Origin of the sequence: Buttiauxella sp. WJP83, assembly GCF_027594725.1 — a bacterium.
Lineage (GTDB): Bacteria > Pseudomonadota > Gammaproteobacteria > Enterobacterales > Enterobacteriaceae > Buttiauxella > Buttiauxella selenatireducens.
Genome location: NZ_CP110080.1, coordinates 342,580 through 363,252, shown reverse-complemented (window position 1 = coordinate 363,252; position 20,673 = coordinate 342,580). Strand labels below are relative to the sequence as shown.

Here is a 20,673-nt window from a genome sequence, read left to right as displayed (position 1 = left end):
TCCTCAAAAAAGGCGTGTCACTCAGGTAACACGCTTTTTTTGTTTCTACATTTCTCTGAGTGTAGCCAACACCCACGCAACTTGTATTATGAAGAGCTATGTGGCGCCGACTGATCTACCATCCAGAAGTTAACTACGCATTGCGACAAACGCTGGTACTCTGCCTTCCTGTGGGGGTAGGATTACTGCTTGGAAATTTGCAGTTAGGTCTGCTGTTCTCGTTAGTGCCCGCCTGTTGCAACATTGCCGGCCTGGATACCCCCCATAAGCGCTTCTTCAAACGTCTGATTGTTGGTAGCACTCTTTTTGCAGTCAGCAGTTTAATCATGCAGCTTTTGCTGCTCTACACCACCGTTCCATTGCCCGTCATTCTCTTTGTTATGGCCCTTATGTTGGGGGTCACTGCTGAAATCAGCGCCCTGCATGCACGCTTACTTCCCGCCTCGCTGATTGCTGCCATTTTTACACTTAGCATGGCCGGTAACATGCCTATCTGGAAGCCGATGGCGCTGTATGTCTTTGGCACGATTTGGTATGGGGTCTTTAACTGGCTTTGGTTCTGGATATGGCGAGAGCAGCCGTTGCGCGAATCTTTAAGCCTGCTCTATCGCCAATTAGCGGATTACTGCGAAGCCAAATACGGCATGCTCACTCAGCACGTCGATCCCGAGACGGCACTTCCGCCGTTGCTGGCGCGCCAGCAAAAAGCCGTCGACTTGATTACCAACTGCTACCAACAACTGCATATGCTATCGGCGAATCAGCAAAACGGTTACAAGCATTTGTTACGCTCTTTTCAAATAGCGTTAGATCTACAAGAGCACATTTCCGTCAGTTTGCACCAACCTGCCGAGGTGCAAAAACTTGTCGCGCAAAGCCATGCGGAAGCCGTTATTCGCTGGAATGCGCAGACCATTGCGGCCCGTTTGCGTGTTCTGGCTGATGACATTCTTTACCATCGTTACCCGCAGCGTTTTACGATGGAGAAGCAAATTGAAGCCCTTGAGAAAATCGCCCGGCAGAATCCGGATAACCCAGTCGGACAGTTTTGTCATTATCACTTCAGCCGTATCGCGCGTGTATTACGCAGCCAACGCCCGCTGTACGTCAGGGATTTAATGGAAGACAGGCAACGCCGCTTACCACTGTGGGCCGCGCTGAAAAGCTATATGTCATTGAAATCAGCGGCTCTGCGCAACGCCGCCCGGTTAGGCGTAATGCTAACTATCGCCAGTATTTTTGGGGCATTTTTGCATCTCCCCAAACCCTACTGGATTTTAATGACGGTGATGTTTGTCACGCAAAACGGCTACGGCGCTACCCGAGTACGCATTCTGCACCGTTCGGCAGGTACCATTGCAGGCCTGGCCATTGCGGGTTTCGCCCTGCACTTTCACTTCCCACAAGACATTGCGTTGGCCGCGATGCTGGTCATCACGCTCGTCAGCTATCTGATCATTCGCCAAAGCTACGGCTGGGCGACAATTGGTTTTACCGTGACAGCGGTATATACCCTGCAACTGTTAACGCTCAGCGCCGAGCAATTTATTGTTCCACGTTTGATAGATACGCTGCTGGGCTGTTTGATTGCCTTCGGTGGCATGGTGTGGCTTTGGCCGCAATGGCAAAGTGGATTGCTGCGCCAGAACGCCCACGACGCACTGGAGACAGACCAGGAGGCCATTCGCCTGATTCTGAGCAACGACCCTGAACCCACGCCTTTGGCCTGGGAACGGATGAAGGTCAATCAGGCCCATAATGCGCTGTTTAATTCGCTGAACCAGGCGATGCAGGAGCCCGGTTTCAACTCGCATTATCTGGCAGATATGAAACTGTGGGTGACGCACAGCCAGTTTATCGTCGAACACATCAATGCCATGACGACTCTGGCACGCGAGCACAATATGCTGACCCCGGATTTAGCCCAGCATTATCTGCAATCATGTGAAATTGCGCTGCAACGATGCCAACAGCGGTTGCAGTACGATGGGCCTGGTGAGACGAACGATGCGAATATACTCGACCCACTGGAAGGGCTTCCGAGTGGGCCGTTGAGCACAATGGAACAACATTTACAGCGGATTTTGGGTCACCTCAGCACCATGCACACCATTTCGTCGGTTGCATGGCGCCAGCGCCCCCATCATGGTATCTGGCTGAACCGTTTACGTCGGCCTGAGAGTCAATAAACCTACGTCATCCGCCGTTTTGTCGGATGACACGGGTGCTTACACGTCTTGAGATACGATTTTCTCGACCGCTTTAGCAAAGCGCGCCATTCCTTCATCAATATCAGCCTTTTCAACGATCAAGGCTGGTGCAAAACGCATGACATCAGGCCCGGCATTCAAAACCATCACCCCTTCTTGCGCTGCCGCATGGAGGAATTCACGTGCACGGCCTTTGTATTGCGGTTTCAGCTCCGCGCCAATCAACAAGCCCATGCCGCGAATATCGCTGAACACGTCAAATTGCTCATCAATCTGCTGTAAATGCTTCACAAACTGCTGACGTTTTTCTGTGACGCCAGCCAACACTTCAGGCGTATTGATGATATCAAACGCCGCGCCGGCAACCGCACACGCCAGTGGATTCCCACCGTAGGTAGAACCGTGCGTACCAACATGGAATGCAGAGGCTATTTCCTGCGTCGTTAACATGACACTCACAGGGAATCCGCCACCCAGCGCTTTAGCGCTGGTCAAAATATCCGGTGTCACGCCGTAATGCATATACGCAAACAGTTCGCCGATACGACCCATGCCACACTGCACTTCATCAAAAACTAACAGGGCTTTGTGTTCATCGCACAGTTCGCGTAAGCCTTGCAGGAATTCTGGCGTAGCCGCCGTGACACCGCCCTCTCCCTGAATCGGCTCAACCACCACCGCACAGGTGTGATCGTCCATGACGGCTTTTACCGCATGTAAATCGTTAAACGGCACGTGGATAATATCGGCGGGTTTTGGCCCAAAACCATCGGAATATTTCGGCTGCCCACCGACAGAAACGGTAAACAAAGATCGACCGTGGAAAGCGTTATGGAACGCAATAATTTTGGTTTTGTACGGGCTATGGCGAGTGGACGCGTAATAACGTGCCAGTTTAAATGCGGTTTCATTTGCTTCAGTGCCTGAGTTCATAAACAGCACGCGTTCAGCAAAAGTGGCATCAATCAGCTTACGTCCAAGGCGCAAAGCAGGTTCGTTGGTGAACACATTACTGGTATGCCATAGCGTTTCGCCCTGGCTTTTTAACGCTTCAACTAATGCCGGATGGCAGTGCCCCAACGCCGTAACTGCGATCCCACCCGCGAAATCAACATACTCTTTTCCTTGTTGATCCCAGATACGGCTTCCCAGGCCTTTTACCGGGATAAACTCTGCCGGTGCATAAATCGGCAAAATGACTTCATCGAAAGTTGCCCGGGTAATTGCTGATTGTTCAGTTGCCATTTATTGCCTATCCCCTTTTTACGCTTCAAACGCCATGGAAGACACATGAAAATATAATCATGGAATATGCATAAAAAATCATTTAGTGGCAATAAAAAATCAATACTTCAGGAAATTGGCTAACAGCTGATGTCCCTGCTCGCTGAGAATGCTTTCCGGATGAAACTGCACGCCTTCCAGCGTCAGCTCGCGATGGCGAATACCCATAATCTCTTGCTTATCGGTCCAGGCCGTCACGTCAAAACACTCTGGTAGCGTTGGCGGATCGATGACTAAAGAGTGGTAACGGGTCACGGTCAGAGGATTATTCAGACCGTTAAATACACCCGTATTGTTATGCGAAATTGCGGAGGTTTTACCGTGCATCACTTTTTCGGCGCGGACAATCGTCGCACCAAACGCCTGGGCAATAGCCTGATGACCAAGGCAAACGCCGAGGATTGGTAGCTTTCCGGCGAAGTGGGTAATCGCCGCGAGGGAAATGCCCGCTTCAGAAGGTGTACAAGGTCCTGGGGAGATAACCAGTTTTTCAGGTGCCAACGCACTGATTTCCGAAAGCGTCAGCTCATCGTTACGTTTCACCATCACTTCCGCGCCCAGTTCGCAAAAGTACTGATAAAGGTTCCAGGTAAATGAGTCGTAATTGTCGATAAGCAGTAGCATCGCGGCTCCCAGGTAAAAATGAACCGCGCTATTCTATTCGCTTTCCCGCGCTTCACTCACGACTTTAGTGAAAATCTCGCTGAGCTGGGTTAAATCACCCAACGCGCCAGCCTGATTTGCAGCTTGCCATTCGTCAGGATCCACTTCACTCCAGTCCAATAGATATCCGGCATGAATCGCCAGTTGCTCAAAGAAAACACGCTGCGCGCGGCCACTACCCACAAAGAACGGGTGAAGAACGTTAATCTCACAGTAGTAATGTGCCAGGCGATTCACAAACTCATTTCTGGCAAGCCCCGTCAGATAATGCTCGTCTTCCATCTCCTGCAACAGATCGTTGCCTTCATTTTCGATGTATTCGAAATGGCAAAAACGTGTCTCGCCCTTGGAAATATCCACATCACGTAGGTCGCCTGCCCAATCGAAAACATCCTGAAAAAGTTGCTGATGGATGGCACACAACCATGGCAATCCGCGATGCAGCGGGCCAAGTTCAATCGTGTCTACGCGCTGCGCGATAACCTCATCTTGCGCATGAGGCTCAAGAACGTCCAGCCGGCTGCTAGCCAGAAATGAACGGCTGCGTTGTTGCTGCCAAAGGCGGGACTTTTGCTTATCGGTAAGTTTCTTTGTCATGGTGCCTCCCTAACATGGCCGCTAGTTGCCACAAGTATAAGCAGCAATCGGTGGAAGTGCAGGAAGGAGGAGATTGCGCAGGTAAAGAAACCCGCGCAGTCATTTTTACGGTAGAGCTATTTACGGCAGGACTTTTGCGGAAAGGATAACGACAGGTTTTGACGGAACATTTTGGTACGGACCCACATCATGCGTTTGCACTTGAGAGATCTTATCCGCAACGTCCATCCCTTTCACAACTTTACCAAATACTGCATAACCGAAGTCGCGCTGCCCGTGGTCGAGGAAAGCATTGTCAGCCACGTTGATGAAGAACTGGCTGGTTGCACTGTCTTTATCTGCGGTACGGGCCATAGAAATGGTGCCGCGGGTATTACGCAGCCCGTTATCGGCTTCGTTTTTAATCGGTGGATTCGGCTGCTTTTGATTCATATCTTCAGTAAAGCCGCCACCCTGAAGCATGAAGCCTGGGATCACACGGTGGAAAATGGTGTTGTTATAGAAGCCGCTGTTCACATAGTCCACGAAATTTTTCGCAGAAACGGGGGCTTTTTGGCTATTTAACTCAAGCTCAATTTCACCCGCTGAAGTCGTCAGCAGGACGTGTGGGTCACCTTTAGCAGCTAGCGCAGCAGGAGATAGCGCGGTAAGAGCAAACACGGTTGCTACGGCCGCCAGAGTCGATTTGAGCATGAATAATTCCTTACGAAGGCAGTGAATGAAGCAAGTTGCTAGATTGTAAAGAGGCACTCAACTATGCGCCAGCCATTTACGGTTTTTTACTTTCACACAAATCAATAAGTTAAATGAATGAATAAACATACGGCACATTTCAATGTGATTCACATCACTTAAAATGCATGCCATTACAGCAAATGATTCATAAAATGTATGAATAGGTCACATTTTTGACTAAAATCCATCCTTCTCGAGTGCTGTCAAAGCACTTTACATTTCTATGCACAGGCTTGTCATGACTAACAGCAACCGCATTAAGCTCACATGGATCAGCTTCTTCTCCTACGCCCTGACCGGCGCGTTGGTGATCGTCACCGGGATGGTGATGGGCAATATTGCCGAATACTTCCACGTTCCCGTTTCCAGCATGAGTAATACCTTTACCTTCCTGAATGCGGGCATTTTGATTTCTATTTTCCTGAACGCCTGGTTAATGGAAATCGTGCCACTCAAAACTCAACTTCGCTTTGGTTTCATCCTGATGGTTCTGGCCGTTGCTGGACTCATCTTTGGCGACAACCTGACCATTTTCTCAGTGGCGATGTTTGTTCTTGGTCTGGTCAGCGGTATCACCATGTCGATTGGTACCTTCCTGATAACCCATATGTACGAAGGCCGTCAGCGGGGCTCACGTCTGTTATTTACCGACTCCTTCTTTAGTATGGCGGGAATGATTTTCCCAATGGTGGCTGCGATTCTTCTGGCACGCAGCATCAACTGGTACTGGGTCTATGTCTGCATCGGCCTGGTTTACGTGGCGATTTTTATTCTGACTATTGGTTGTGATTTCCCGGCATTAGGCAAACATGCTGCGAAAACCGAGAAAGTCGTCGAGAAAGAAAAATGGGGCATTGGCGTGTTGTTCCTGTCCATTGCCGCGCTGTGCTACATCCTTGGTCAACTGGGCTTTATCTCCTGGGTTCCGGAATACGCCAAAAGCCTGGGTATGAATCTGAATGATGCGGGTCAGTTAGTCAGCGATTTCTGGATGTCTTATATGTTTGGCATGTGGGCATTTAGCTTTATTTTGCGTTTCTTCGATCTGCAACGCATTCTGACTGTGCTTGCGGGTGCTGCCACAGTGCTGATGTATCTGTTCAACACAAGCGAACCTGCGCACCTCGCGTGGTTTATTCTGGCTCTGGGCTTCTTCTCCAGCGCGATTTACACCTCGGTGATTACGCTGGGTTCTTTGCAGACCAAAGTGGCTTCGCCAAAACTGGTTAACTTCGTCCTGACTTGCGGCACCATCGGTACCATGCTGACCTTCGTTGTCACCGGTCCGATTGTGGCTCACAGCGGCCCACATGCGGCGCTGCAAACCGCAAACGCCTTGTATGCAATCGTGTTTATTATGTGCCTGATTTTGGGGCTGGTAACGAAACACCGCCAACATAACGCGACTGCCGCACACTAATCACGAATATTGTCATGGCGGGTAGATCTTACCCGCCAAAATTTATCTCTTCCGCCTCGTCCAGCATCACCCAGGTTTGTGACAATTGTGTCGTCGCAATGACCTTTCCACCGCGCACTGACCAGCGAACAGGAACCTGTCTCCTCACTGCATCAAAGCCATTTTCCGCCGGAAGAATGATCAGATTCGCCGAATTTCCCTCAACAATGCCGTAATCCTGTACCCCGAACGTACGCGCACTATTCTCGGTGATCAGTTTCAAGCCTTCATCAATTTGCTGATACCCCATCATCTGGCAAACATGCAGCCCCATATGCAGTACCTGTAGCATATTAGCGGTGCCCAGTGGATACCAAGGGTCGAATACATCATCATGACCAAAGCAGACGTTAATTCCCGCTTCGAGCAACTCTTTTACACGGGTGATACCCCGACGTTTCGGGTAATCATCAAAACGTCCTTGCAGATGGATATTCACCAGCGGATTGGCGACAAAGTTAATCCCGGATAGCTTCAGCAAACGGAACAAACGCGAGGTATAAGCGCCATTGTAAGAGTGCATCGCCGTGGTATGGCTGGCGGTTACGCGCGCGCCAATGCCATCTCGCAGAGCGAGTGCTGCGACCGTTTCGACAAAGCGTGATTGCTCATCGTCTATTTCATCGCAGTGAATATCTAGCGGGCGATAGTACTTTTGTGCCAGCGCAAAAGCCTTATGCAATGACTCAACACCGTATTCGCGGGTAAATTCAAAATGCGGGATTGCCCCAACCACATCAGCGCCAAGGCGTAGGGCCTCTTCAAGCAGGGCTTCACCGTTCGGGTAGGAAAGAATCCCCTCCTGAGGAAAAGCCACGATCTGAACCTCAATCCACGGCGAAGCTTCTTGCTTAACTTCCAGCATCGCTTTTAACGCAGTCAGCGTGGGATCCGACACATCAACATGGGTGCGTACATACTGGATACCGTTGGCTATCTGCCATTTCAGTGTTTGCCAGGCGCGTTGTTTTACATCTTCGTGCGTCAGCAATGCTTTGCGTTCAGCCCAGCGCTCAATGCCTTCAAACAAAGTTCCTGACTGATTCCAGTGGGGTTGCCCTGCGGTCTGCGTGGTATCAAGGTGAATATGTGGTTCGATAAAAGGCGGGATGGCTAAACCGCCTCGCCCATCAAGAATCTGTTGGCTCTCAGGCAGGGTTTCGTCCATCGGCTTAATTGCCAGAATGCGCCCGTTTTCGAGAGTTAATTGCCACAAACCTTCGCGCCCGACCAGACGCACATTTTGAATTCGCTCCAACACTTTATTGCTCATATCCACCTCTTCCTGATTAACCACCCCTTCTTCATAGCACACTCATCAAAATGAGAACATTTATTGTCTCTTCATGAAAAGCCAAACAATTCCGCACCTTAGAAAAACTCACTAAAATCATACATATACCCATTAAGAGGTATATAAAGGTGTATTTGATTTGTATCAATAATCGCCATTGCTGAATCGTTAAGGTAGGCAGTAATAGAAAAGAAATTGAGGCAATTATGAGCAAAGTCAAAATCGCAATCATCGGTAATGGCATGGTTGGCCATCGCTTTATCGAAGACCTACTTGATAAAGCCCAGCCAGGCCAATTCGACATGACTGTTTTTTGTGAAGAGCCGCGTAAAGCCTACGATCGCGTACACCTCTCTTCCTATTTCTCTCATCATACCGCTGAAGAGTTATCGCTGGTTCGTGACGGCTTCTACGAAAAACATGGTGTAAAAGTGCTGGTTGGCGAACGCGCCATCACCATTAACCGCCAGGAAAAAGTCATCCACTCGAATACTGGCCGTACCGTTTATTACGACAAACTGGTTATGGCGACGGGTTCATATCCGTGGATCCCACCGATTAAAGGTTCTGAAACACAAGACTGTTTCGTTTACCGCACTATCGAAGATTTAAACGCTATTGAAGCCTGTGCCCGCCGTAGCAAACGCGGTGCGGTTGTCGGTGGCGGTTTGTTGGGCCTTGAAGCTGCGGGCGCACTGAAAAACCTCGGCGTTGAAACTCACGTTATCGAATTCGCGCCAATGCTGATGGCAGAGCAACTCGACCGCATGGGTGGCGAGCAACTGCGCAATAAAATCGAAAGCATGGGTGTACGCGTTCACACCAGCAAAAACACCCAGGAAATTGTCCAACAGGGCAATGAAGCGCGTAAGACCATGCGTTTTGCTGACGGCTCGGACCTGGAAGTGGACTTCATCGTCTTCTCCACCGGTATCCGCCCACGCGATAAACTGGCGACTCAGTGCGGCCTGGCAACAGCGCAGCGCGGTGGCATCGTTATCAACGATACCTGCCAGACTTCTGACCCGGACATCTACGCTATCGGCGAATGTGCCAGCTGGAACAATCGTACATTCGGCCTGGTTGCGCCTGGCTACAAAATGGCGCAGGTCACTGCCGACCATCTGCTGGGTTCTGAAAACGCCTTCGAAGGCGCAGACATGAGCGCCAAGCTGAAATTACTTGGCGTTGATGTTGGCGGGATTGGGGATGCACATGGCCGCACGCCAAATTGCCGCAGCTATGTTTATCTCGACGAAAGCAAAGAAGTTTATAAGCGCCTGATTGTCAGCGCCGACAATAAAACTCTGCTTGGTGCCGTTCTGGTGGGCGACACTAGCGATTACGGCAACCTGCTGCAACTGGTTCTGAATAACATTGAACTGCCTGAAAACCCGGATGCGTTAATTCTTCCAGCGCACGCAAGCTCTGGAAAACCCGCAATTGGTGTCGACAAACTGCCAGACAGCGCGCAAATCTGCTCCTGCTTCGATGTTACTAAAGGTCATCTGATTAAAGCGATCAACAAGGGTTGTCATACCGTTGCGGCGCTGAAAGCGGAAACCAAAGCGGGCACCGGCTGCGGCGGCTGTATTCCATTGATCACTCAGGTATTAAATGCCGAGTTGAGCAAACAAGGCATCGAAGTTAACCACAACCTGTGTGAACACTTTGCGTTTTCTCGTCAGGAGCTGTACCACCTGATCCGCGTTGAAGGGATTAAATCCTTCGACGAGCTGCTGGAAAAATACGGTAAAGGTTACGGCTGTGAAGTGTGTAAACCGACCGTCGGTTCTCTGCTGGCATCTTGCTGGAACGAATATGTGCTGTCACCTAAGCACACACCGTTACAAGACACCAACGACAACTTCCTCGGCAACATCCAGAAAGACGGGACGTACTCAGTCATTCCTCGCTCTGCTGGCGGTGAAATCACCCCAGAAGGCCTGATGGAAGTAGGTCGTATCGCCCGAGAATTCAATCTCTACACCAAAATCACCGGATCCCAACGTATCGGCCTGTTTGGGGCTCAAAAAGACGATTTGCCAGAAATCTGGCGCCAGCTGATTGATGCCGGTTTTGAAACAGGGCATGCATACGCGAAGGCGCTGCGTATGGCGAAAACCTGCGTGGGCAGCACCTGGTGCCGTTACGGCGTAGGCGACAGTGTCGGCTTCGGTGTTGAACTGGAAAACCGTTACAAGGGGATTCGTACCCCGCACAAAATGAAATTCGGTGTATCCGGCTGTACCCGTGAATGTGCAGAAGCACAGGGTAAAGACGTGGGCATTATCGCTACCGAAAAAGGCTGGAACCTGTATGTCTGCGGTAACGGCGGTATGAAACCTCGTCACGCCGATTTACTGGCCGCTGATTTAGACCGTGAAACGCTGATCAAATACCTCGACCGTTTCATGATGTTCTACATCCGCACCGCAGACAAACTGACCCGTACCGCACCTTGGCTGGATAGTCTGGAAGGCGGTATCGAATACCTGAAACAGGTCATTATCGACGACAAACTGGGTCTGAACGATCAACTTGAAGCCGAACTGGAGCGCCTGCGCGAGAAAGTGATTTGCGAGTGGACTGAAACGGTCAATACCCCAGAAGCTCAGGTTCGCTTCAAACACTTTATCAACAGCCCGCAGCGTGACCCGAATGTACAGATTGTTCCTGAGCGTGAGCAGCACCGTCCGGCTACACCTTACGAACGTATCCCGGTCACCCTGGTAGAAGATGTGGAGGAAAATGTATGAGCCAGTGGACTACCGTTTGCCCGTTAAACGACATCCTGCCTGCTACCGGTGTTTGCGCATTGGTGGGTAATCAGCAGATAGCCATTTTCCGCCCACGTAATGACGATCAAGTCTTCGCGCTTAGCAACATCGATCCGTTCTTTGAAGCCAGCGTGTTATCTCGTGGGTTAATTGCCGAACACCAGAACGAACTTTGGGTTGCCAGTCCATTGAAAAAGCAGCGTTTCAGACTGCGAGATGGATTGTGCATGGAAGATGAGAGCCGCTCAATCGCGCACTATAAAGCGCGTGTACAAGACGGCCAGGTTCAGATTAAAGCATAAAACAACCCGCCCTCACCCCGCCCCTCTCCCACAGGAGAGGGAGAACGTCAAAAGGCTTCTCCGGGCAATCCCCTCTCCTTTGGGAGAGGGTTAGGGTGAGGGGCTTCAAAAACTTCATTCTCCATTTTTAATTTTCTTTCATTTTCTTGGGATAACAAAAATGTTCACCGATACCATTAATAAATGTGCGGCTAATGCCGCTCGCATTGCCCGATTGTCGAAAAACAACCCACTGGGCTTTTGGATAAGCTCCGCGATGGCGGGGGCTTATGTAGGGCTTGGGATCATCCTGATTTTCACCCTCGGAAATCTGGTTGAGCCTTCGCTACGTCCACTGGTAATGGGAGCTACCTTCGGTATCGCCCTGACACTCGTCATCATCGCAGGCTCTGAACTATTCACTGGGCACACCATGTTCCTGACGTTTGGTGTGAAAGCCGGCACCATCACTCAGGGGCAAATGTGGGGCATATTGCCGAAAACCTGGTTAGGCAATCTCGTCGGTTCTGTGTTTGTGGCCCTGCTCTACAAATGGGGCGGTGGTAGTCTTTTGCCGTTAGATACCAGCCTGCTCCACACCGCCGCATTAGCAAAAACCTCCGCTCCAGCGATGGTGCTGTTCTTTAAAGGCGCGCTGTGTAACTGGTTGGTTTGCCTTGCAATCTGGATGGCAGTACGTACTGAAGGTGCCGCAAAATTCATCGCTATCTGGTGGTGTCTTCTGGCGTTCATCGCTTCTGGCTACGAACACTCCATTGCCAACATGACTCTGTTTGCACTTTCCTGGTTTGGCCATCACAGCGACGCTTATACCCTTGCAGGTATCGGTCACAACCTGCTGTGGGTAACACTTGGGAATACCCTATCTGGCGTAGTATTCATGGGTCTGGGTTATTGGTATGCTACGCCAAAAGCGGAGCGTCCACAGCCTGAGCGAATCGCCGCGCCGGAGACTGCACGCAACTAATTTCTTTTGAGGATTGACCGTGGATCACCTGCCTATATTTTGTCAATTGCAAAACCGTGACTGCCTACTCGTGGGTGGCGGCGATGTTGCAGAACGTAAAGCGCGTTTGTTGATGGAGGCAGGTGCAAAGGTCACTGTAAATGCCCTGGATTTCTCCCCACAGTTTCAGGTGTGGGCTGAACAGGGCATGATTACGTTGGTACAGGGTGAATTCCTCCCCGCGTTACTCGATGAGTGCTGGCTCGCCATTGCCGCAACAGACGACGATGCCGTGAATCGACAGGTCAGCGACGCATGCGAATCCCGCCGTATTTTCTGCAACGTTGTTGATGCGCCCAAACAGGCCAGCTTCATCATGCCATCGATTATTGACCGCTCACCGCTGATGGTTGCGGTCTCTTCCGGTGGCACCTCCCCTGTTCTTGCCCGTCTGTTACGTGAAAAGCTCGAAGCGATTCTGCCGCTACATCTGGGGAAAATCGCCGCTTATGCCGGGACTTTGCGCGGCAAGGTCAAAACAAATTTCAAAACCATGGGCGAACGCCGCCGATTCTGGGAGAAATTCTTCTCCAACGATCGGCTGGCACAATATCTGGCCAACGAAGACCAGAAAGCTATCGATAAAGAAACTGAGTCGATGTTCGCGACACCACTGGATCACCGCGGTGAAGTGGTATTGGTCGGCGCAGGGCCTGGTGATGCCGGATTGCTGACCTTAAAAGGGTTACAGCAAATCCAGCAAGCCGATGTCGTGGTATATGATCGCCTGGTCTCCGATGACATTATGAACCTGGTTCGCCGCGATGCTGACCGCGTATTCGTTGGGAAACGCGCGGGTTATCACTGTGTTCCGCAAGAAGAAATTAACCAAATTCTACTGCGAGAAGCGCAAAGCGGTAAACGCGTTGTGCGTCTGAAAGGTGGCGATCCGTTCATCTTTGGTCGTGGCGGTGAAGAGTTAGAAACGCTATGTGAGGGCGGCATTCCGTTCTCCGTCGTTCCCGGCATTACTGCGGCGTCCGGCTGTTCAGCATATTCGGGCATTCCCTTAACCCACCGCGATTACGCGCAAAGTGTCCGTCTGGTTACAGGCCATTTGAAAACAGGTGGTGAACTGGACTGGGAAAACCTGGCCGCTGAAAAACAGACCCTAGTGTTTTATATGGGTCTGAACCAGGCTCCAGCCATTCAGGAAAATTTGATTAAACACGGTATGACCGCAGAGATGCCGGTTGCGTTGGTCGAAAACGGCACAGCGGTAAAACAACGCGTCGTCAGCGGAATATTAAGCGAGCTCGGCACATTATCGACTCAGGTTGAAAGCCCGGCATTAATTATTGTTGGTCGTGTTGTGGCATTGCGCGATAAATTAAATTGGTTCTCGAATCACTAAAGATATTATCTTAGATAAAAGATAGCCTGCTGATTAATTCCCGCAGGCTTTTTTATTTCTGCATTCTGATTACAAACGGAATTTTAATTAGCAATACGATTAGCATCTAATGCCTGTAGGATTGCGGACTTAGCAACTTCCCTTTCATCACATACACTTAATCGCCTTTTTATATTAAGTATCATCCAAATTATTTTATTTACAACCAGGGAAGACTCATGATTAAGCTCGTGAAAATTACTGCCTTATTTGCTGTTATATCCACACTAACCGCATGCAGCGGGCATGTTGAAAACAGAAACAAAAATTGTGGTTACGACTATTTTCTTCATCCTGCTATTTCTATTTCAAGAATCATTGGTGGCTGCGGGCCAGCGGATGAGTCTAAATAAGTAAGTCATCAAAATCGCTCTCAACTATGAGAGCGATTGTATTTATAAGCCTTCACAACTTTCCTGCAAAATACGCAACACCGTCTGCATTCCACTGCGATTGGGATTAATACGGATCATACGCTGTTCAAGCGTTGGGTCAGACTGCCGAAACGTACCGGACACCCGGTAAAACAACGGCGGAATTTCATATTTCGACTCTGCCCCAACCGGATACGGCAACGCACCCAGTTTCTGCGCTGAATAAAGTACCTTTTCCGCAATCGGCTGATGAAACTCCACCAGAAGAACTTTAGATTGGGCGTTAGCAATAAATGCCTGTTTAACCTGTGGAATGTGCCCTGCGTTCAACGCCTCAACAAGACTGTTGTTAACCTGCGACTGAACCGCATGCATCACTGGCGCGAACACCAGCCCACGCAAGGCTTCCATTGCCTGGAACCCCTGAACCTGGCTGCCACCTGAATACATACTCTGGCGCACCGCCCTCACCGCGGCCTCTTCCCCCACTACCACGCCAATTCCAGGTGGGCCGAAAAGTTTAAAGCACGAGAAAGTAGAAAGCGTTGAGCCGCATTCGCACCCAATATTCTCTACTTTCATCACCGCATAATTATCATCGGTCAGCGACGGCAATTTATACTGATTAAAGCAAGAGATAACGCGATTCAATTCGTATGAATCATCTAACTTTTGCCGCGTATGCTGGATAAGTGCTGCTTTCGGCCGATGCAATTCAATCGCTTTTTTGACTTCCTCAAGCTGATTAAAATCGGCACGAATCAATTGCAAGCCCATCTGTTCGGCAATAACGGCAGAAGTGGGGTAAAGAGGGGCATCGTGGATGAGCAAACTTTCTCCGGCGTTCAACAATGCCGCAAGGCCGCTACGAATCGCCCCCGTTCCTGCCCCCTGAACGAATGCCGCTGCCGGTGCGCCAAAGAAATCGGCCAGCACGGCTTCAACACGATGGGTTACTTGCGGCTGGTTCAGACCGGGAACTAACCCCAAATCGCCGCCATTGAGAAAATCACTTCCTGGAAAATGCCGACAAATGACATCCACCAGTTGGAACTGCTTACACTGCGCCTGTTCCATCGTCAGGCTTTGCAAAGGCCAGGTTTTCACTTTACTCGCTCCATGAAGGCCTGCCGTCGCGATCAACAGCAGGCGTAAGGAAGGGATCAGACCGGAACGAACAGGCCACAATAGTAGAGAATGTTAAGCACAATCCCGGTAATCAGCACCGCGACGACAGGAGAGGCCATTTTCTGAACCGGACGCCCCAGTGATTCATTAAGGAAATAGAGTGCGGCGGCGATGGTAAAACCGGTGTATCCCGCCATTTTGATAGCGGCAAATATAGAGCCGACCAGTAATGCCATTTCCATCAGCATATTCATCGCGTTACGGATGTTATCTGAGGCATTTCGCACCGAAGGATATCGTCCCAACCATTTACCAATGGAGCGTAACAGCAGCACTTCTGCAGAAATGACCAACGCACCCACCACGAAGGCAATCAACGGGTTAGAGATTAAATAGCCCACAGCGAAGACGAAGGTGAAGCCCGCGACAGCATAAACACCCGTAGCCAGCGCGGTGGTTGCTATCATGGGTACAAATCCCAAACCGCGCATGAATTCAGCCAGCGCCGCCTGGTTTATCAGGGTCTGCGACTGCGCCGGATCAAGTCCCGCCGTATAAGCCTTCTCAAGCGTGAAGATAGACACTTCTGAACCCGCAAAAATCTTCATGCTGGCTACGGCTGCAATCAGGCCACCGACAATCGCGATGTACGGCAGGTTCTTGATGATCCGCGATGTTCGCTCTTCAAAGACCGACGAACCGCCATCGTCGCCTTCTCGTTCATCGCGAGTGCGATGATCCTGCGAAATCGCAATGCCCAACAGCATGACCATGCCGACGAAAATCTCAATAGATTCAGGGTTAAGATGCGGGAAGAAGCGCACGATGAGCACGCGCGTCATCAATACCACAACCGCCGCGAACAGGCTGTTCTTCCAACCAAACTGATAGAAAATCGCCACCAATGGGAACAACGCGAAAGCCGAAACGACGGGCGAACTCAGCTCACCAAGCGAACCCAGCACGTCTACCGGAAGGGCTGTCAGCAAATGGTTTACCGGCAGCAGGCAGGTGAGGATCAGAATCCCCCAGACCGCGCCCAGACCAAACGCCAATGCGCTATTAAAAGCCAACACGCCGATAATATCCGTCGGCAAAAACAGCAACCAGCTGTTAAGCAAACCTGTTTTGAGCGTAAACGAAATACCGACCGATGCCACAAAGCCAATACTTAGTCCGAATGCAATACTTCCTGCCTCGCGGCGATTCATATTGCCTTCAATAAGCTGAGGCAAAATGGGGCGAATACCATCGTGGAATACCGCTGCCGACTTATGCGCCAGCAGTGCCGTCATGCCCGTCAGGCAAGCAACGACGAGAATCTGAATGTAGAAATCCATAGCGCCGCCTTTATTTTAAGTGGGCGATAAGCATCGGAATGGCATGTTCGATATGCTCAACCGACAGGCCAAAAGCGACTTTTCCTTCCGCGACCATTTTGGCGACCTGCTCTTCCTTCGCCTTAATTCCCGGCTTCGCTATGGTGCAACTTTTGTTGTAGCCAATTATCGCAATGGCGATAGACAATGCAGCCCCCGCGCCGGTGTTGCATGCACCAATGTAGTAATCAAGCTGTCCAGATTTAACCTTCGTGGCCGCTTCCATGTCGTTGTAAATAAACACTTCGAAGTGATTAGGTGCAGAAGTCTCGATGGTCTTTTTAATGAGCTCACGCTGTAAGCCAGCAACGCCAATCTTTTTCATGGGAATTCCTTATTTAAAGAAAACAGAGGGATTGTCACGCAACATCAAATCAACGTCGGCCTGAGTGAAGCCAGCCTCCCGCAATAAAGGGACAAACGTTGTCAGCAAGTAATCAAAACCAAGGCCACCATTCGCCTTTAAGTGCGAGCGGCGGGTAATATCCATTGAGAGCATCACGTGGTCCAGCAGGCCGCGACGGGCAATTTCTTGCAGCATTGCCACACGTTTCTCATCCGGGTAGTAATTGTTTTTGCCAATGGTATCGAACTGAACGTACGCGCCCTGCTCAATCATGCGCAGAATGTTGTCGAGGTTGTCTTTCAGGTCACAATGCCCGACCACAACGCGCGAGAGATCCACGCCGTGTTTTTTCAGTAGCGTCAGTTGCTCAAGTCCCATGGTGCTAAAAGAGGTATGGGTAGAAATCGGGCGACCCGTTTCCCGATGCGCTATGGCTGCCGCGGCGAATACTTTTGCTTCGTCCGACGTAATCACATCCACACTCGAACCAATCTCAGCAATGATCCCGGCTTTTAAACGGGTGCCATCAATGCCGATTTCTATTTCGTCGATCATCTCCTGCGCCAGCGTCTCCACTGGGGTTGTGGCAACATGCTGTGGGAAAAAATCATGCTGGTAGTAACCCGTACAAGCCATCACGTTCATACCGGTGTCTTGCATAATATCGAGCAAAAACTGCGGATTACGCCCCATATATCGATTGGTCATTTCAATAATGTTGCGTACGCCCTGGGCATAGAGCGATTTCATTTCTGCACAAATCAGGTCGTATTGATCCAGGCGGCAATCAATGTTGTTTTTAAATGACGACAGATCGATATGCAGATGCTCGTGAGCGTAGGTGTAGCCCGTCGCATCAATTCGCGATTGTTCAACCATGATGGCCTCCGATGTTTGTGATATTCAGCAGTGACAGGAACGAGGTGCCGTTTTGTGGTGCGTCTGCGCTGAAGAAATCGCAAACTGTTGCGCCAACATCGGACAGTGTTGTTCTGACGCCAAGATGTGCATCGACGATCCCCGGCTGCCAGACCAGCAACGGCACGTTTTCGCGCGTGTGTTTACTGTGACCAATCGTGGGGTCGTTGCCGTGATCGGCCATGACCACCAGACAATCACCAGGCTGCATCGCGTTCATGAGTCGACCGAGGTTCTCATCGACAACCTGTAACCTTTCGGCATAGCGATTCACGTCCTGGGCGTGCCCGGCGAGATCGGTTTCCTGGATGTTGGTACAGATAAAAACATCCCCCGGTTTTTGAAGTTCATTGAGCGTAATGTCCATGATCTGTTGGGTATCAACGAGGTTCTGGTAGCTAACGCCATGCGGGTTAATCGCAATATCAGCCACTTTGCCCACTAATACGGTTTTGATATTCACCTCATGCAGTTTTTGTGGAACCTGCACGCTGGCATTGACCCCAAAACCCATGTGAACAACCTGGAAACCGTGTTGATAGACTCCGGATCGTGGTGCGTTTATGCCGATATACTGGCCCAGTTTTTCTTCTACGGCGTCCAGCAACTGCTGGCTGCTTTCCAGCAAGCCACCGAATGCGATCACTCGCCCGACCTGAACACAATGGCGAACAATTTCACCTATGACGCGAACTTCTTCAAAAGAAATAGCATTTAAATTTGCGCTAATATTAAACACTTGCCCGAGGTCGGCTTCGAGGTTATCGCCTATGGCGACGGCCTGATTTACCCATAAATATTGCAGGTCACTGCCCTTACGCTCGACCTGCCAGCAATCAGCAATTAACGCGCGCTCAACATCATCAATGACATGAGAGAAAGGCATGCGCAGCGGCGGTTGAGGCCGGGTGCCCAAAATTTCCTGATGGCCCATAAAAGTGTCGCCACCTTCATGTTGCAACATGGCCGTCCCGTAAACAGCGTTTGCAGAGGATTGCATCGTCCCTTCTGTAAAACCCAATGCATTAATCAAACCGAGCTTTTCCAGCACCGGTAAACGTAACTGCGGACAGCTTTGCAAAATATGCCCGCAAGTATTGGCACCGATATCCTCTGGCCTGACTTGCGGCACATCGTCCATGGCGCCCACACCAAAACTGTCTATCACCACAACCACAAATTTACTCACGCAAACCTCCAGCGATAGGATTACCGAGACTGTCGTACAGCGCTTCTAGCACCGGCTTTCCGTGGCTTATCCCGGAGACCAACGCCACATCGCTGCGCGTAACAAAAACCTGTGTCCGGAAGCACATGACTACCGGCGCTCCCACTGGAAACTCGCCCGCAAGGCCGATGTGGTAATCGATACTGCTGTCATCCATTGGCAGTATTTTTGCAGGCACCGCGTCAATGTCTGCTGCCGGAAAAACCTGGGCATTTTGCGCATGGCCCCGGCGATAGTAGCCCCCGCCAAAACAGTAACTATTGCCCTGGAATTGATGCGATATTTCAGTGAGATACAACATGGCGATACGCTCGGGTTGGTCGCCGTGTTGATTTGCAGGAATAGTGCCCGTTAGTGCATGACCCGGTTCTGCATGTGTCACGCCGTACTGCGCCAGCAGGGGTAACGAGCTACAGCTGGACGCAGATGGCGCATTAATTTGTGCCAGTTCAATTCCCTGCGTACGAAGCAGATCGCGAGCATGTAGTAACGTGGTCAAATTCGGCGTTGGCTGCGTTTGTTGCATCTCTTCATCCCACAACAAACAGGGGAAATGAGTCAGCCCGGTGATTTTCACCCCTGGCATTTTCTGGATGGCAGCAACCACTTCGTGCAACGTTGAAAACGGGAATCCCGCTTCCTGGCCGGGGTACAATGTGTCTTTAGCATCGAAAACTTTGAGCATGATCGGCTGAATCTGCCCTCCATGCAGCGCCGCATCAGAAATTTCCTGCGCTTTCTCCAGAGAGAAAATGGTGATCATTTCTGGTGAAGCGTTAACGCTTTCCACTATCAAACTTTTAGGAACCTGAACCAAATGGCCCACGTGGGAAACCTGAACCCCCGCGTTACGCAGTGTGCGTGCTTCCTTAAAATCCACCGCGACGGTGCCATGAAATCCCAACTCAATCAGGCGTGTTGCAATCCACGGGTTACGCCCCAACTGTTTCGTCATCAGATAGAGCGTGATGCCCAGATTTTCCGCTGTTTCCAGCAGGCGACGACCGTTCTCCATCACCTGATCAACATCAATCACGCAGGTATCTGGCAGAATGTCGCCCTGTTGCCATAACTTAATTGCGGCCTCAATCAGCGCCGGATTTTGTGCCTTGAGTGCTTCAATAAACATGCCTTTGCCTCTCGACTCCATGCTGCAAAAAAATCTAAATAATCATTTTTTTGAATATTTAAGATAAAGCAGTTTGCTGACAATAATTATTCTTTGCTCGCCATCCACAGGCTAAAAAGATTGGCGAGCAGATAACCTTCTTCATTGGGATGAAGCGTGACATCAAATGGAGCCAGCATGGCGCGATGAATCTGCAGCAGCTGCGTATAAACCTGCGAGCTGACGATCTCCTCCAGTAACTCGTCATCAAGCGGGCCGATTTCTTCACCCCGACGGCTGCGCATCAATGCATTCGCCATATGAGTGATCGCCATTTCCCCCTGTTCGTTTCGCAGCGGAATGGCCCACTCCGTTTCCAGTTGGATAACAACACCTAACATGCCGTCGCAGATATCCCTGTCGATAAGGCCTGCATCGCATAACAGATTTAACCGCTCTTCCATCCCGC

Annotated in this window: 19 protein-coding genes; 7 read left to right on the top strand and 12 right to left on the bottom strand. The window is 50.5% G+C overall.

Annotation, left to right across the window (positions count from 1 at the left end):
- Positions 1 to 98: 98 nt before the first annotated feature.
- Positions 99 to 2,189: a YccS/YhfK family putative transporter gene (locus OH773_RS01605; RefSeq protein ID WP_270142455.1), complete on the top strand. Its 2,091-nt coding sequence runs from the start codon at positions 99 to 101 to the stop codon at positions 2,187 to 2,189.
- A 39-nt stretch (positions 2,190 to 2,228) separates the two neighbouring features.
- Here the strand turns inward: OH773_RS01605 and argD are convergent, their stop codons facing one another.
- The 4 genes from argD to ppiA form a co-directional block, all read right to left on the bottom strand.
- Positions 2,229 to 3,455, bottom strand: coding sequence for a bifunctional acetylornithine/succinyldiaminopimelate transaminase (argD, locus tag OH773_RS01600; protein WP_270142453.1), 1,227 nt, complete (start codon positions 3,453 to 3,455; stop codon positions 2,229 to 2,231).
- A gap of 99 nt (positions 3,456 to 3,554) precedes the next feature.
- Positions 3,555 to 4,118 carry an aminodeoxychorismate synthase component 2 gene (pabA, locus tag OH773_RS01595; RefSeq protein ID WP_270142451.1) on the bottom strand — a complete coding sequence of 188 codons (564 nt, stop codon included), beginning with the start codon at positions 4,116 to 4,118 and terminating at the stop codon, positions 3,555 to 3,557.
- 33 nt (positions 4,119 to 4,151) lie between these two features.
- Positions 4,152 to 4,754, bottom strand: a complete 603-nt coding sequence (locus OH773_RS01590; protein WP_270142449.1) for a putative adenosine monophosphate-protein transferase Fic — start codon at positions 4,752 to 4,754, stop codon at positions 4,152 to 4,154.
- Between the two features lie 120 nt (positions 4,755 to 4,874).
- The gene (gene ppiA, locus OH773_RS01585; protein ID WP_183272333.1) at positions 4,875 to 5,447 is read right to left on the bottom strand and encodes a peptidylprolyl isomerase A; all 573 of its coding nucleotides are present in this window, start codon (positions 5,445 to 5,447) and stop codon (positions 4,875 to 4,877) included.
- A 280-nt stretch (positions 5,448 to 5,727) separates the two neighbouring features.
- On the opposite strand from ppiA, the gene tsgA reads away from it, so the two are divergent.
- Positions 5,728 to 6,909 carry an MFS transporter TsgA gene (tsgA, locus tag OH773_RS01580; RefSeq protein ID WP_270142447.1) on the top strand — a complete coding sequence of 394 codons (1,182 nt, stop codon included), beginning with the start codon at positions 5,728 to 5,730 and terminating at the stop codon, positions 6,907 to 6,909.
- A 28-nt stretch (positions 6,910 to 6,937) separates the two neighbouring features.
- Here tsgA and OH773_RS01575 read toward each other — a convergent pair whose 3' ends face one another.
- Entirely contained in the window at positions 6,938 to 8,221 is a 1,284-nt protein-coding gene (locus OH773_RS01575) for a cytosine deaminase (RefSeq protein ID WP_270142445.1), read from the bottom strand.
- Positions 8,222 to 8,448: 227 nt separating this feature from the next.
- Here OH773_RS01575 and nirB point away from each other — a divergent pair, with 227 nt between their 5' ends.
- The 5 genes from nirB (at position 8,449) to OH773_RS01550 (ending at position 14,076) form a co-directional block, all read left to right on the top strand.
- A complete protein-coding gene (gene nirB, locus OH773_RS01570) occupies positions 8,449 to 11,001 on the top strand; it encodes a nitrite reductase large subunit NirB (RefSeq protein WP_270142443.1) in 2,553 nt (850 codons plus the stop codon).
- Positions 10,998 to 11,324 carry a nitrite reductase small subunit NirD gene (gene nirD / locus OH773_RS01565; protein ID WP_183272329.1) on the top strand — a complete coding sequence of 109 codons (327 nt, stop codon included), beginning with the start codon at positions 10,998 to 11,000 and terminating at the stop codon, positions 11,322 to 11,324. Before nirB ends, nirD begins: the two co-directional genes overlap by 4 nt.
- A 160-nt stretch (positions 11,325 to 11,484) precedes the next feature.
- Positions 11,485 to 12,291 (top strand): nitrite transporter NirC, encoded by an 807-nt coding sequence (gene nirC, locus OH773_RS01560; RefSeq protein ID WP_270142441.1) that lies wholly within the window; start codon positions 11,485 to 11,487, stop codon positions 12,289 to 12,291.
- Between the two features lie 19 nt (positions 12,292 to 12,310).
- A complete protein-coding gene (gene cysG, locus OH773_RS01555; protein WP_270142439.1) occupies positions 12,311 to 13,684 on the top strand; it encodes a siroheme synthase CysG in 1,374 nt (457 codons plus the stop codon).
- 218 nt (positions 13,685 to 13,902) lie between these two features.
- Entirely contained in the window at positions 13,903 to 14,076 is a 174-nt protein-coding gene (locus OH773_RS01550; RefSeq protein ID WP_270142437.1) for a YhfL family protein, read from the top strand.
- A 42-nt stretch (positions 14,077 to 14,118) separates the two neighbouring features.
- Here OH773_RS01550 and OH773_RS01545 read toward each other — a convergent pair whose 3' ends face one another.
- The 7 genes from OH773_RS01545 to OH773_RS01515 all read right to left on the bottom strand — a co-directional run bounded on the left by OH773_RS01545 (position 14,119) and on the right by OH773_RS01515 (position 20,668).
- Positions 14,119 to 15,204 carry an aminotransferase class V-fold PLP-dependent enzyme gene (locus OH773_RS01545; RefSeq protein ID WP_270142435.1) on the bottom strand — a complete coding sequence of 362 codons (1,086 nt, stop codon included), beginning with the start codon at positions 15,202 to 15,204 and terminating at the stop codon, positions 14,119 to 14,121.
- A 56-nt stretch (positions 15,205 to 15,260) separates the two neighbouring features.
- Positions 15,261 to 16,565, bottom strand: a complete 1,305-nt coding sequence (locus OH773_RS01540) for a YhfT family protein (protein WP_270142433.1) — start codon at positions 16,563 to 16,565, stop codon at positions 15,261 to 15,263.
- Positions 16,566 to 16,575: 10 nt separating this feature from the next.
- Positions 16,576 to 16,929 carry a DUF2620 domain-containing protein gene (locus tag OH773_RS01535; protein WP_183272323.1) on the bottom strand — a complete coding sequence of 118 codons (354 nt, stop codon included), beginning with the start codon at positions 16,927 to 16,929 and terminating at the stop codon, positions 16,576 to 16,578.
- Positions 16,930 to 16,938: 9 nt separating this feature from the next.
- Positions 16,939 to 17,829 carry a phosphotriesterase-related protein gene (locus OH773_RS01530; protein WP_270142430.1) on the bottom strand — a complete coding sequence of 297 codons (891 nt, stop codon included), beginning with the start codon at positions 17,827 to 17,829 and terminating at the stop codon, positions 16,939 to 16,941.
- Positions 17,822 to 19,057, bottom strand: coding sequence for a phosphopentomutase (locus tag OH773_RS01525; RefSeq protein ID WP_270142428.1), 1,236 nt, complete (start codon positions 19,055 to 19,057; stop codon positions 17,822 to 17,824). Before OH773_RS01525 ends, OH773_RS01530 begins: the two co-directional genes overlap by 8 nt.
- On the bottom strand, positions 19,050 to 20,225 hold the full coding sequence (locus tag OH773_RS01520) for a YhfX family PLP-dependent enzyme (protein ID WP_270142426.1): 1,176 nt from the start codon (positions 20,223 to 20,225) through the stop codon (positions 19,050 to 19,052). The genes OH773_RS01525 and OH773_RS01520 overlap by 8 nt, the downstream gene beginning before the upstream one ends.
- 86 nt (positions 20,226 to 20,311) lie before the next feature.
- The gene (locus OH773_RS01515) at positions 20,312 to 20,668 is read right to left on the bottom strand and encodes a PRD domain-containing protein (RefSeq protein ID WP_270142424.1); all 357 of its coding nucleotides are present in this window, start codon (positions 20,666 to 20,668) and stop codon (positions 20,312 to 20,314) included.
- Positions 20,669 to 20,673 lie beyond the last annotated feature (5 nt).

Bases quoted from the DNA above. Each gene is read 5' to 3' on its own strand.
- OH773_RS01605 (WP_270142455.1), top strand. From the start codon at position 99: ATGTGGCGCCGACTGATCTACCATCCAGAAGTTAACTACGCATTGCGA.
- argD (WP_270142453.1), bottom strand. From the start codon at position 3,455: ATGGCAACTGAACAATCAGCAATTACCCGGGCAACTTTCGATGAAGTC.
- pabA (WP_270142451.1), bottom strand. From the start codon at position 4,118: ATGCTACTGCTTATCGACAATTACGACTCATTTACCTGGAACCTTTAT.
- OH773_RS01590 (WP_270142449.1), bottom strand. From the start codon at position 4,754: ATGACAAAGAAACTTACCGATAAGCAAAAGTCCCGCCTTTGGCAGCAA.
- ppiA (WP_183272333.1), bottom strand. From the start codon at position 5,447: ATGCTCAAATCGACTCTGGCGGCCGTAGCAACCGTGTTTGCTCTTACC.
- tsgA (WP_270142447.1), top strand. From the start codon at position 5,728: ATGACTAACAGCAACCGCATTAAGCTCACATGGATCAGCTTCTTCTCC.
- OH773_RS01575 (WP_270142445.1), bottom strand. From the start codon at position 8,221: ATGAGCAATAAAGTGTTGGAGCGAATTCAAAATGTGCGTCTGGTCGGG.
- nirB (WP_270142443.1), top strand. From the start codon at position 8,449: ATGAGCAAAGTCAAAATCGCAATCATCGGTAATGGCATGGTTGGCCAT.
- nirD (WP_183272329.1), top strand. From the start codon at position 10,998: ATGAGCCAGTGGACTACCGTTTGCCCGTTAAACGACATCCTGCCTGCT.
- nirC (WP_270142441.1), top strand. From the start codon at position 11,485: ATGTTCACCGATACCATTAATAAATGTGCGGCTAATGCCGCTCGCATT.
- OH773_RS01550 (WP_270142437.1), top strand. From the start codon at position 13,903: ATGATTAAGCTCGTGAAAATTACTGCCTTATTTGCTGTTATATCCACA.
- OH773_RS01540 (WP_270142433.1), bottom strand. From the start codon at position 16,565: ATGGATTTCTACATTCAGATTCTCGTCGTTGCTTGCCTGACGGGCATG.
- OH773_RS01535 (WP_183272323.1), bottom strand. From the start codon at position 16,929: ATGAAAAAGATTGGCGTTGCTGGCTTACAGCGTGAGCTCATTAAAAAG.
- OH773_RS01530 (WP_270142430.1), bottom strand. From the start codon at position 17,829: ATGGTTGAACAATCGCGAATTGATGCGACGGGCTACACCTACGCTCAC.
- OH773_RS01520 (WP_270142426.1), bottom strand. From the start codon at position 20,225: ATGTTTATTGAAGCACTCAAGGCACAAAATCCGGCGCTGATTGAGGCC.
- OH773_RS01515 (WP_270142424.1), bottom strand. From the start codon at position 20,668: ATGGAAGAGCGGTTAAATCTGTTATGCGATGCAGGCCTTATCGACAGG.